General features: G+C 60.5%; 13 protein-coding genes and 1 pseudogene. 3 read left to right on the top strand and 11 right to left on the bottom strand.

The window, feature by feature from the left end; all coding sequences use genetic code 11:
- From J0663_RS08760 to J0663_RS08735, 6 genes and pseudogenes are all read right to left on the bottom strand, one after another.
- Positions 1–669, bottom strand: coding sequence for a phosphoribosylanthranilate isomerase (locus tag J0663_RS08760; RefSeq protein WP_207244017.1), 669 nt, complete (start codon positions 667–669; stop codon positions 1–3).
- Positions 670–744: 75 nt separating this feature from the next.
- Entirely contained in the window at positions 745–1,503 is a 759-nt protein-coding gene (locus J0663_RS08755; protein WP_207244016.1) for a M48 family metallopeptidase, read from the bottom strand.
- Positions 1,504–1,707: 204 nt separating this feature from the next.
- A complete protein-coding gene (locus J0663_RS08750; RefSeq protein ID WP_064800136.1) occupies positions 1,708–2,142 on the bottom strand; it encodes a DUF2852 domain-containing protein in 435 nt (144 codons plus the stop codon).
- A 143-nt stretch (positions 2,143–2,285) separates the two neighbouring features.
- Positions 2,286–3,563 carry a polyhydroxyalkanoate depolymerase gene (locus J0663_RS08745; protein WP_207244015.1) on the bottom strand — a complete coding sequence of 426 codons (1,278 nt, stop codon included), beginning with the start codon at positions 3,561–3,563 and terminating at the stop codon, positions 2,286–2,288.
- Positions 3,564–3,765: 202 nt separating this feature from the next.
- A complete protein-coding gene (locus J0663_RS08740; RefSeq protein ID WP_207244014.1) occupies positions 3,766–4,608 on the bottom strand; it encodes a fumarylacetoacetate hydrolase family protein in 843 nt (280 codons plus the stop codon).
- A 96-nt stretch (positions 4,609–4,704) separates the two neighbouring features.
- Positions 4,705–4,827 (bottom strand): annotated as a pseudogene (locus tag J0663_RS08735) (glutathione S-transferase family protein); the annotation flags it as partial.
- A 206-nt stretch (positions 4,828–5,033) separates the two neighbouring features.
- On the opposite strand from J0663_RS08735, the gene J0663_RS08730 reads away from it, so the two are divergent.
- Positions 5,034–5,318: a DUF2218 domain-containing protein gene (locus tag J0663_RS08730; RefSeq protein WP_207244464.1), complete on the top strand. Its 285-nt coding sequence runs from the start codon at positions 5,034–5,036 to the stop codon at positions 5,316–5,318.
- Between the two features lie 36 nt (positions 5,319–5,354).
- The gene (locus J0663_RS08725) at positions 5,355–5,954 is read left to right on the top strand and encodes a nitroreductase family protein (protein ID WP_207244013.1); all 600 of its coding nucleotides are present in this window, start codon (positions 5,355–5,357) and stop codon (positions 5,952–5,954) included.
- Between the two features lie 67 nt (positions 5,955–6,021).
- Here the strand turns inward: J0663_RS08725 and gyrB are convergent, their stop codons facing one another.
- The 5 genes from gyrB to J0663_RS08700 all read right to left on the bottom strand — a co-directional run bounded on the left by gyrB (position 6,022) and on the right by J0663_RS08700 (position 11,375).
- Positions 6,022–8,457 (bottom strand): DNA topoisomerase (ATP-hydrolyzing) subunit B, encoded by a 2,436-nt coding sequence (gene gyrB, locus J0663_RS08720; protein ID WP_207244012.1) that lies wholly within the window; start codon positions 8,455–8,457, stop codon positions 6,022–6,024.
- Between the two features lie 135 nt (positions 8,458–8,592).
- Positions 8,593–8,970: a helix-turn-helix domain-containing protein gene (locus tag J0663_RS08715; protein ID WP_207244011.1), complete on the bottom strand. Its 378-nt coding sequence runs from the start codon at positions 8,968–8,970 to the stop codon at positions 8,593–8,595.
- A complete protein-coding gene (locus J0663_RS08710) occupies positions 8,967–9,536 on the bottom strand; it encodes a Smr/MutS family protein (protein ID WP_207244010.1) in 570 nt (189 codons plus the stop codon). The genes J0663_RS08715 and J0663_RS08710 overlap by 4 nt, the downstream gene beginning before the upstream one ends.
- Entirely contained in the window at positions 9,536–10,678 is a 1,143-nt protein-coding gene (gene mltA, locus J0663_RS08705) for a murein transglycosylase A (protein WP_207244009.1), read from the bottom strand. Before mltA ends, J0663_RS08710 begins: the two co-directional genes overlap by 1 nt.
- Complete coding sequence (locus J0663_RS08700) at positions 10,671–11,375, bottom strand: Tim44/TimA family putative adaptor protein (RefSeq protein ID WP_207244008.1); 705 nt, start codon at positions 11,373–11,375, stop codon at positions 10,671–10,673. Before J0663_RS08700 ends, mltA begins: the two co-directional genes overlap by 8 nt.
- 132 nt (positions 11,376–11,507) lie before the next feature.
- On the opposite strand from J0663_RS08700, the gene J0663_RS08695 reads away from it, so the two are divergent.
- Positions 11,508–12,014 (top strand): FxsA family protein, encoded by a 507-nt coding sequence (locus J0663_RS08695; protein ID WP_311043476.1) that lies wholly within the window; start codon positions 11,508–11,510, stop codon positions 12,012–12,014.
- The last annotated feature ends 43 nt before the right edge of the window (positions 12,015–12,057 follow it).

Raw genomic sequence — 12,057 nt, 5'->3', positions numbered from 1 at the left:
TCAACTCCCTGAGGCCATAGCAGGCTTATCCGCCTTTTCGACCGCATCGAAAAATTCATCGATCATCGCAACACTCTTCACACCGGGCGCGGTCTCAACACCTGAAGAGACATCGATACCACGTGCCCTGGTGCTGGCCAGCGCATCAGCGACATTGTTCTTGTTCAGTCCGCCGGAAAGCATGTAGTCAATGCTGCCGTCGAGCCAGCTCAAGAGGCTCCAGTCGAAGGAAATCCCGTTGCCGCCAGGCAGTTCCGAACCCTTCGGCGCTTTCGTATCGAAGAGAAAACGGTCGGCGATGCCGATATAGGCTTCGACGCGCTTCAGGTCGTCGGCGGTGCGCACGGAAAAGACCTTCATGACCGGCAGGCCGTAGAGCGCCTTGATGGTCAGCACATGTTCGGGGCTCTCGTTGCCGTGAAGCTGCAGGATATCCGGCTTCAGCAGCGAGACGATCTCGTCCAGCTCGTCATTTGTGGGATCAACGACGACGGCGACGATCTTCGCCTTGCCGCGGACTGGTTCGGCAAGCTTTGCCGCCATATCCGGCTCGACGTAACGCGGGCTCTTTTCGAAGAAGATAAAACCGATATGGGTCGCGCCGCGTTTCAGCGCACGATCGATCGCTTCGGGCGTCTTCAAGCCACAGATCTTGATATCGGGTTTCATGGCAGCGAAGTGACACGAAATGCGGCAAGAGTCGAGCCAATTTGCATGGTAAGCTGCATTTAGCGCGAGGCTCAGCTAGTCGAAATCGATGGCGTGCAACTGGCTGCCGTGCCGCTTCAGCCAGGATTTCGCTTCCTCCGTGCCGGGGCAAAGCGTCTTGCACAGCGCCCAGAAGCGCGGACCGTGGTTCATCTCCTTGAGATGGGCCACTTCATGGGCGGCGAGATAATCGATCACCGAAGGCGGCGCCATGACGATACGCCAGGAGAAACTCAAATTTCCCTCCGACGAGCAGGAACCCCAGCGGCTCCGGGTATCCTTCATCGCGATCGAGCGGATCGGCGCCCTGATCCTTGCCGCATGCATCGCCGCCAGTCGTTCGAGATCGGCACGCGCCTCCTTCTTGAGGAAGGCGGCGATGCGCCGTCCGACATGTTCTGGCAGGCCGCTGACGCGCAGCACAGGGCTGCCGTCCACCGAGATCACCTCCGTCAAACCGCGCAGACTGCCGGTGTGCTCGATGCGATGGGAAACACCGCGCAGAAGGATCCTGCCGCCGTCGCTTAACCCCGTATCGGCCGAAAACTTGGCAAGCTTGGTGAGCAGCCATCCCTGGTGCCGGTCGAGGAAGGCATTGACCTCACGTGCCGCAAGTCCCCTCGGCACCGTCATCTTCAGGGCTCGCCCGCCCGGCTCGATGCGCAGCGTGATACGCGTTGCCTGGTCATGCTGTTTGATTGTCAGGGGCATGAGCCGGCCGGCGACATCGAGCGTCCGCGTTTCGGGCGGAGCCGGCTTGCGCGCCTTTGGCCGTGTCTTCAGAAGCGGAAACATGGGTGTTTTCTATACGATTCGCCGGGGAACCTAAACGATTTGCGGGGCCAGCAGACATGGAAAAACCGGCATCGGTGAGATGCCGGTCATCATGTCATCGCCTAGAGCGCGTCACGATATTCGCTCCTTGCGCTTTAGGTCTTTGTTTACGCATGTCGTTGCCGCAAAACCGCTTCACGCTTTTGCGCGACATGCTTTAACCCTTCACGGCGTCTGGAACTCCGCGACCGGGCCGTTGTCGTCACGCTTGGCGTTCTTGCGATCACGCATGAAGCGGTCGAACTCTTCCTGGTCCTTGGCGCGGCGGAGTTCACGCAGATACTCGTCGAATTCCTCGCGCATTTCATCAAGCTTGCGGCGCTCTTCCTCGATCCGGTCAAGCTCGGCCTTACGCCAGTCGTCGAAGGCGACATTGCCGGTCGAGAAATGCGGGCGGTGACGCCCATGCGAGCGGCGGCAGGAGGCAAAGAAGCCATCGGTCGCCTGATTGACGTCGCGCTTGAAGCCGCGCAGACGATCGCCGAAGATGATATAGGCAAGCATGGCCAGACCCAGAGGCCAGAAAACCATGAAGCCGAGAATCATCAGGGCAATGGTAGCCGGAGTCCAATCCGGTCGAAGCAATGCTGACTGGTTCATCGTGCGGTATCCTCGCTTTCCACGCCCGGCAAGATGCCGAACGCTGAAATCGATGTGGTTACCGCAAGATGCGCCTTCAAGGCGATTGCCCGCGAAATCGGACAAATCCTTGAATCCCCTTCGCTAAATCAGCAATTTCTGAATCAGGCCGTCCGGCCGCCCTTGATGACGCGCTGGACGGGGCGCTTGAGGGCGGAGCGGGAATGCTGGCGGACGAAATTGACGATGCGCGGCGCAATCTCGCGTCGGAACCGCGAGCCGTTGAAAACGCCGTAATGGCCGACATCCGGCTGGAGATAATGCATGCGCATATCGTCAGGAATATTCACGCAGATGGTCTGCGCCGCCCTGGTCTGGCCGACGCCCGAAATGTCGTCATTCTCGCCTTCGACGGTCAGAAGCGCGACGTTGCGGATCGCCGCCGGGTCGACGCGCCTTCCGCGGTGCATCAATTCACCCTTCGGCAGGGAGTGCTTCATGAAGACTTCTTCCACCGTCTGCAGATAGAACTCGGCGGTCAGATCCATGACGGCGAGATACTCGTCGTAGAAATCGCGATGTTTTTCCGGCTCGCCGTCATTCTTCACGAGATGCATGAAGAACTCCTTGTGGGCGACGAGGTGGCGGTCGAGGTTCATCGACATGAAGCCCGACAGCTGCAGGAATCCCGGATAAACAGGCCGCATGAAGCCCGGCTGCGGCCAGGGCACGTTCATGATGACATTATCGGAAAACCATTGCAGCGACCGCTCCTGCGCAAGCTTGTTGACGGCAGTCGGGTTGATGCGCGTGTCGATCGGGCCGCCCATCAGAGTCATCGACGAGGGCGAGAGCGGATCCTTGGCTTCCTCCATCACCGCAGCTGCGACCAGCACAGGGACCGAGGGCTGACAAACGGCGATCACATGCGTGTCGTGACCGAGGAAATGCAGCATCTCGATGATGTAGTCGACGTAATCGTCGAAATCGAACGTGCCTTCCGTCATCGGCACCATGCGCGCGTCGATCCAGTCGGTGATATAGACATCGGCGCTCGGCAGCAAGGCCTCGACTGTGCCGCGCAGCAGCGTCGCATAATGGCCGGACATCGGCGCGACGATCAGGATGCGCGGGTCGGCGGCACGGCCGGCCGGCACGTTTCGCGCGAAATGCAGAAGATTGCAGAAGGACCGCGACCAGACGACCTCTTCGCGGACGGAAACCGTCTGCTCGCCGATTGTCGTCTGCTTCAATCCGAATTCCGGTTTTCCGTAGCGGCGCGTCGTGCGTTCGAACATTTCGAGGCTTGCCGCCATTGTCCGGCCGAACGGGGTTTGGGCAAACGGGTTAAGCGGATTGGCATAGGCAAACCGCATAATGTCCGCCGCGGCCCGAAACGGCGCCATGGCGGCATGATTTAATTCATAAAGCTGATAGAACATAGAAGGCGCCGCCTTTCTTTATCGAAAAAATGACGTCGATTGAAAGACATCGAATCTTTCCGCACGCTGGCACGTAACGCAGACTAACAGGTTTTTGTTGCACAGCAACATGAGCGTCCCGAACCTGCACAAGAAATGCCAGAGAGTTGATCTCTGGCATCACATAAAACTGAAAGCTTAAGGTTCCGCTGAGGTAGCGTCGTTAACGATCGGCAACGAAGCTCTGCTTCTGACTGCCGAGACCTTCGATTCCGAGTTCCACGACATCGCCATCCCTGAGGAAGCGCGGCGGCTTCATGCCCATGCCGACACCGGGCGGCGTGCCCGTCGAGATGACATCGCCCGGGTGCAGCGACATGAACTGGCTGAGATAGGAAACGATGTGCGCCACGCCATAGACCATGGTTTTGGAAGAACCGTTCTGCATCGTCTGGCCGTTGACCTTCAGCCACATAGCGAGGTTCTGCGGATCGGCGATCTCATCCTTGGTGACCAGCCAGGGACCGATCGGCCCGAAGGTGTCGCAGGACTTGCCCTTGGTCCACTGGCCGGCGCGTTCCGTCTGGAAGGCGCGCTCGGAAACGTCGTGGGACACGCAGTAGCCGGCGACATAGTCTAGCGCGTCGGCTTCGCTGACATATTTCGCCGTCTTGCCGATAACGACGCCGAGCTCGACTTCCCAGTCGGTCTTTTCCGAACCGCGCGGGATCAGCACGGTATCGTTCGGACCAACGATCGCAGAGGTCGCCTTCATAAAAATCACCGGCTCCGGTGGCACGGTGGCGCCGGTTTCGGCGGCATGGTCGGAAAAATTGAGGCCGATACAGATGAATTTGCCGGTGCCGGCGACGCAGGCGCCGATACGGCCAGGAGCAAGTTCCGGAAGGGTCTTCGGATCGATCGCCGCGATCCTCTCAAGGCCGGCCGGCGAGATAGCCTCGCCGCCGATGTCGGCGACATGCGCCGAGAGATCGCGGATCTTGCCATCGGCATCGAGAAGCGCCGGTTTTTCACGACCTGCTTCGCCAACACGCATCAGCTTCATGGAATGCCTCCTCATCGAAAACAAAAATTTGCAGCCACCTATGAACGAATTATTCATCGGTGTCATTACGGCTTTGCCCGGAAGCGGTACGGCGTTCTAGAAAATTTCGGAGAGATCCGGTCCGGCAGGCACGATTTTCGTCGGGTTGAGGCTTTCGACCGAGTAATAACCACGCTTGATGTGGTCGAGATTCACCGTTTCGGCGATGCCCGGCCGGGCTGCTAGTCTTCCGTCCATTTTCCGTTCACCAGCATGCACAACTCTCGGACCGATCGACTGAAGCGGTCCATTACCTGCCTCGGCGCGCGTGAGGCCGCCTTTATAAAGACAGTCCGTCCACCCAACTGCGACGATGCTGCGCTTGCCAAGCCGGCGACGCAGGAAATATGACTTTGCTGCAGTCCCCCAATGAGATGGAATTCACCATGTACCTCTCCAAGGCCGTCGTGCGCACCGAACATGCGAGCCGCTATCTGCAGCAGCTCTGCAAACACTGGAGCCACAAGTTCAGCGTCGATTTCGATCCGCACAAGGGCCAGGTGCCGTTCAGCGATAACGCCGAGGTGACATTCGCAGCCGACGATGCGGCGCTCACAATGACGCTTTCCGTTGCCGATCGCGACCAGCAGGCACGGATGCAGGGCGTGATCGATGATCACCTGAAGCGCTTCGCCTTCCGCGAAGAACTCGACATCGTCTGGACGCGCTAGCCCCATCATATTTTCCGCCCCAAACCTGGAACGAGCATGACAAAGAGCAATTACCGCGAGTCCGACTATCCGATCGATCCGATGTTCCTCGACCGCTGGTCACCTCGCGCCTTTACCGGGGAAATCATCGAAGAAGCGCAATTGCTCAGCCTCCTAGAAGCCGCCCATTGGGCGCCGTCCTCTTCCAACCAGCAGCCGTGGCGCTTCATCTATGCCCTCAAGGGCTCGCAGCATTGGGAGAAATTCGTCGTACTGCTCGTCGACGCCAATCAGGAATGGGCAAAGAACGCATCGGCGCTGATCTTCGTCGTGTCACGCAGCTTCACCGGCGCTGCCGGTTCCGGCGAGGAAAAGCCGAGCTACACCCATTCGTTCGACGCCGGTGCGGCCTGGGGATACCTGGCGCTCCAGGCGCGCCTTTCCGGTCTCTATGCCCATGGGATGGGCGGCATCAAACATGAGGAAATCAGGAAAACGTTCGAAATTCCTGAGGGTTACCGGGTCGAAGCGGGCGTCGCCGTCGGCCGTCTGGCTGACAAGAGCGTGCTTTCCGAACGCAATCAGGCGCGCGAATTCCCGAGCCAGCGCAAGCCGCTATCCGACCTCGCCTTTAACAGCCGTTTCGTCGGGAACTAGGCGATATCAGAACAAACGAACCCCGCCGTCCTGTGACGGCGGGGCTCTTTGTTTGAAGGGACAGCGATCAGATATCGAGGTTTGCGACGCTGAGCGCGTTGTCCTGGATGAATTCGCGCCGAGGCTCGACTTCATCACCCATCAGACGGGCGAAGAGGCCATCGGCATCGGTGGCGTCACTGACCTTGACCTGCAGCAGCGAGCGCACATTCGGATCGAGCGTCGTTTCCCAGAGCTGTTCGGCATTCATCTCGCCGAGACCCTTGTAGCGCTGCATGGTCAGGCCTTTGCGGCCGCTGGCGAAGATCGCATCGAGCAGCGCGCGCGGCCCCGAAATCTCGACGTCGCCGTCGCGGCGATGCAGCGACGGCGGCGTCTGATAGATTTCCTTGAGGCGCGAGGTCAGCTGGTCGATGTGGCGGGCGTCGGAGGAGCCGATCAGCGCCATGTCGAGCACGACCACTTCCTTGACGCCACGGACCATGCGCTCGAGACGCAGGCCGCCATCACTGGTCAGATCGCCCTGCCAGCCGCGTTCGGTCTCCTCGGCGATGATGTCGAGACGGCCTGCCACCTCTGTCGCCAGCGTGAGGGCTCTTGCGGAATCGCTGACCAGTTCGGCATTGAGAGCACCGGCGATCGCCGCCTGTTCGACGACGGCGCGATTGTAACGCGAATGGAGATTGTCGAGCAAAGCGCGCATGCGCAACGCATCGAGGATGACTTCGCGCAGATCCTGGCCGGTGCGGACCTCGCCGCTGCCGAGCCTCAACGCCGCATCCTCAAGGCCCTGGGCGATCAAATATTCCTCGAGCGCCTTCTCGTCCTTCAGATACTGCACCGACTTGCCGCGCGCGACCTTATAGAGCGGCGGCTGAGCGATGTAGAGATGGCCGCGCTCGATCAACTCCGGCATCTGGCGGAAGAAGAAGGTGAGCAGCAAGGTGCGGATATGGGCGCCGTCGACATCGGCATCCGTCATGATGATGATCTTGTGATAACGCAGCTTTTCGGCGTTGAACTCGTCCTTGCCGATGCCGGTGCCAAGCGCGGTGATCAGCGTGCCGATCTCCTGGCTGGACAGCATCTTGTCGAAACGGGCGCGCTCGACGTTCAGGATCTTGCCGCGCAGCGGCAGGATCGCCTGGTTCTCGCGCGACCGGCCCTGCTTGGCCGAGCCGCCGGCGGAATCGCCCTCGACCAGGAAGACTTCGGATTTGGCCGGGTCGCGCTCGGAGCAGTCGGCGAGCTTGCCGGGAAGAGAGGCGATATCGAGCGCACCTTTGCGGCGGGTCAGTTCACGGGCCTTGCGAGCCGCTTCGCGCGCAGCTGCCGCCTCGACGACCTTGCCGACAAGAATCTTGGCTTCGCTCGGATGTTCTTCGAACCAGGTGTTCAACGCTTCGTTGACGAGGCTTTCGACGACCGGACGGACTTCCGAGGAAACGAGCTTGTCCTTCGTCTGCGAGGAAAATTTCGGATCGGGAACCTTGACCGACAGGACCGCCGTCAGGCCTTCGCGGCAGTCCTCGCCCTGGAGCGTCACCTTTTCCTTCTTGGTGATGCCGGAATTATCGGCATAGGAAACCACCTGACGCGTCAGAGCCGCCCGGAAGCCGGCCATATGGGTGCCGCCGTCACGCTGGGGAATGTTGTTGGTGAAGCAGAGCACGTTCTCGTGATAGCTGTCGTTCCACCACATCGCGACTTCGACGGTGATGCCGTCCTTTTCGCCGCGAATGGCGACCGGCTTGTCGACGAGCGGCTTCTTGGCGCGGTCGAGATAGGCGACGAAGGCTTCGAGACCGCCCTCATAGCGCATCTCTTCCTGCTTGATGTCGGAATGGCGCTTGTCGGCCAGCAGGATACGGACGCCGGAATTCAGGAAGGCGAGTTCGCGCAGGCGGTGTTCGAGCGTGCCGTAATCGAACTCCGTCATGGTGAAGGTTTCGCTGCTCGGCATGAAGCTCACTTCCGTGCCGGTCGAATCAGGAGCATCGCCCGTGACCTTCAGAGGAGCATCGGCCACGCCATGGGTGAAGCTCATTTCATGGATCTTGCCATGGCGGCGGATCTTCAGCTTCAGCCAGACCGAAAGCGCGTTGACGACGGAAACGCCCACCCCATGCAGACCGCCGGAGACCTTGTAGGAATTCTGGTCGAATTTACCGCCGGCATGGAGCTGCGTCATGATGACTTCGGCGGCCGATACGCCCTCGCCGCTATGAATGTCGGTCGGGATGCCGCGGCCGTTATCGGTGACGGTCACGGAGCCGTCCGGATTGAGGGTGACGGTGACGATGTCTGCATGGCCGGCCAGCGCTTCGTCAATCGCGTTGTCGACGACTTCATAGACCATGTGATGCAGACCGGAGCCGTCGTCGGTATCGCCGATATACATGCCGGGGCGCTTGCGCACGGCATCGAGGCCCTTCAGGACCTTGATGGAATCTGCGCCATATTCGGTGCTTACGCCGTTTTCCGTCGCGGATATATCGCTCATTCTGTCGAGATTTTCCCTGTTGTCGTAAAGCGGCGGCGGGCCTTGCGAATCACCGGCTTTCTTCACTCTCGTATATAGGTTTTTTGAACCCGGTTCCCAATGGCATGTCCCCTCAACAAGCCATAAAACAGGGGATTATGACGCTTTTCCGTCGCCTTTGCCGCCATTTTCGAGAAGAGCCGATAACCGGGCGATCTCAGCGCTGTCAAGGTTGCGGATCCGCCGGGCCAGCCGGTTGGCGAATTCGGTGTATTCCGGCGGCAGCCCCGATGTGTCGATGATGACCCGGGGGTCGGAGGAACGAGCAAGCAGGAACAATTCCTCGGCTTCGTCCCAGATGATATTGAAATAGCCGGCGATGCGCTGCAGCAAGTCGAATGTCGGCAGGCCGCGCTTCCCATGTTCGAGCGCCGAGAGATAGGCGGGCGAGACATTCAACGCTGCCGCCATCTCCTTCTGCGAGACGCCCTTGCGCGTCCTCAGCCTGCGAACCGCCTCTCCGAAGGGTGTCATGCCTTTTCTCCATGCCGCCGCGACAGCCGGATGTAGAGCGCGCCCTCGCCGCCATGGTGCTGGGCGGCCGGCTCGTAGGAAGAGATCAGGTAACGGAATTCGGGCTTGGAGAACCAGAGGGGAACGGCGCGTTTCAACGCACCTTCGCTGCCCAGCGAGCTGCCCTTGCCGGTGATGACAAGCACATGGCGCATGCCGCGCTCATGGGCGCGGATCAGAAAATCGAGAAGGATGCCGTGGGCCTCACTCTGAACCAGGCCATGCAGGTCAATACGCGCCTCAAGCGCCAGCCGGCCCTTGGCGATCTTGCGCTTGACCGGCTTTTCCAGCGGATGGTGCACCTTGGCCTGATGTCTCGATGTTGCAGGTGGTGCCGGCAGTGCAGCCGTTGGCGAAGGAGACGTCGGCGTTTCGGCTTTCTGGCGCTCTGCTGCCGCCTCGGTTTCGGCAAGAAATGCATCGAGCTCGGTCAACTCATCCACCTTGCCGGGCATCGGCCGCGTGCTGCGGGCAACCTTTCCCCACAGTATCCTCTCATCGGCGCTGAGCTTGCGGTCCCTTGCCATCAGTCGAATCGTCCGGCGGCGGCATTGGGAAGGAGGATCACAAAATCGGCGTCGTTGCGGACGGTGCCCGCACTTTCTCCTGCCGCATCTCCCGAGCCGGTGAAAATGTCGCCGCGCGCCGGCCCGACGATCGCCGAACCGGTATCGAGCGCCAGCATCAGCCGCCGGAAAGGTCGCCCCTGATCGAGATGAATGAGGCTATCGGCGCTGATGAAAAAGGGAAAACCGAACGTATGGATCATCCGGTCGACCGCCAGCGAGCGCCCGGCGAGGAGCGGCACCTTGGCAGCGGCGATCGGACCCGCCTCAGGATCTGCGGTACGCAGGCCGAGAGCCTCCGAGGGCATTTCGCGGAAGAAAATATAGGAGCGGTTGTGCCATAGCACCTCGTCCACTCGCCCCGGATTGCGGGCCAGCCAGCCGCGGATCGACTGCATGGAAATCTCGGCGCGGTCGATCTCTCCGCGCTCGATCAGCAGCTTGCCGATCGCCGAGAAGGGATGTCCCGCTTTCGCCGCGTAAGTGATGCGGCCGATGCGGCCGTCGCGATAACGCAGCCGCGCGGCACCCTGCACATGCACGAAGAAAACGTCGACCTTCGACTTCGCCCAGGCGATTTCAAGGCCTCGACCTGCAAGAAAACCCTGGTCGATCTCGCGGCGATCCGGATAGGCGCCAACGCGGCCGTCACCATGCAGACGGCCGAAGACATAGGATACATCCAATTCGGCGGGGCGATTGCCGTCATCAAGATCGATCAGATCGTCCGGGCGGCTGTAGAAGGGAAATCGGAAGACGTCGTCCGGCCGCTCGGACACCTCGATCTCGGGCTCGTAGAAGGCGGTGACGAAACCGGAACCGCCGTCCTTGCGGCGGATCAGAAAGGGTCGACAGCGTGCTTCGAAAAAGGCGCGCGCCGATGCCGGCGACGACGGCGTAAAATTTTCAGCGTCCAGGAGAAGCGGTAGCAGATCGTCCGAGCTCAGGCCGAGCGATCCGGTGCGATAGGGTTTGACATCGGTGATCTGCCGGCGGCAGCGTCGCATCACTTCGAAAAGGCCGGAGGGATCATCATCCTTCCAGCCTTCCAGTCGATCGAAGCTGATGGCTTGCAGGACGAAGTCCGATGCGTGGTCACTCATGTTCCGATTCGGTCGCCACCAGTTTCCAGTTCGGATCGCGCGAACGGGTGTCGCGGGCGAAGGTCCAGAGGTCGTTGACCTCGGCGACGTTTTCGGCGTCGCCCTCGATCAGCACGTCGGCTTTGTCGTAGGTCGCCGATATCAGCTGGCTGACGATGCGAACCGTGATCTGCGCTTCGCTGCCCTTGGTCTCGGCATGGGTGATTTCGGCCTTGTCGATGCCGACGAAGGTGGACTTCACCTTATCGCCGCGGGCTTCGCGCTCGCCGATCGCCGCATCGAATCCATCATAGACTTCGCGGGACAGGAGGTTCTTCAGGGTTTTCCGGTCGCCGTCGGCATAGGCCATGACGATCATCTCGTAAGCCATGCGGGCGCCGTTCAGAAACTCCTTCGGGCTGAAGGACGGATCGGCCTTGTTCAGGGCGCGCAGGGATTCATTGAGCGGCGTTCCGGATGCGGCGACGGCGTCGATCTCGGAGAAGCGATCCTCATCGTCAGCCGTCGTGTCCCGGCGCGGCAGGGTCACGACCTTGCCGGCATCGGCGGCGTCGGCCGGCGCCGTATCTCGCGGGCTGTAAAGATCGCGCGGCGGCTTCTCATTTCCTGTGCGGCGACCGAGCACGGAACGGAGCTGAAAGAAAATCAGCACCGCCGCCACCAGGAAGAATAATGTGATGAAGTCGTTCGAACTCATATCGTATCGCAACCGCCGTTAACATCTCTGATTTGTACTCCCATATAGTCCGCCTATACAGATGATTCAAATCATGGCTGGCGTCTTCGCCGGCACCAAGAGGAGACCGGCAAAGCCCGGGACATGACGACCATGCGTTTTTCAATCCTGCCGGCTTTCATTCTGCTGCTGCCGCTTGGCGAAATTGCCGGTTTCGTCGTCGTCGGCCGGGCGATCGGCCTGGCGCTGACACTTGCGCTCGTCATGGCAAGTTTCGTTCTCGGCGTGGTCCTGCTGCGCCGGCAGGGTATCGGGATCCTGCGCCGCATGTCGAGCGAAGGACGGAACGGCGTGATGCCGGGGCGCGATCTCCTGAAGCCAGTGATGACGGTGATCGCCGCTCTGATGCTGATCATTCCGGGTTTCCTGACGGATATCGTCGCAATCCTTATTCTCCTTCCGCCGGTGCGCGAGTTCATCTGGCGGGCGATCGCCAAACGCTTCGTCGTCGTCAATGCCAAGGGCGGCTTCTCCGCGGGACCGAAATCGGATTTCCGCGATCGCAATCCGAATTCGAAGGTGGTCGATCTCGATGAGGAGGACTATCATAGGGAGCCGGATCGCAAATCGCCGTGGTCCGGCAAACATCTCGGTGACTGAGGCTGAGCCGGCGATCAGTTGCGCCTTGCGCTCAGGGTTGTAA

Source organism: Rhizobium lentis (assembly GCF_017352135.1).
Taxonomy (GTDB): Bacteria; Pseudomonadota; Alphaproteobacteria; order Rhizobiales; family Rhizobiaceae; genus Rhizobium; species Rhizobium lentis.
Note: the sequence above shows the minus strand (reverse complement) of the source record. Positions and strands in the feature narration are given on the sequence as shown.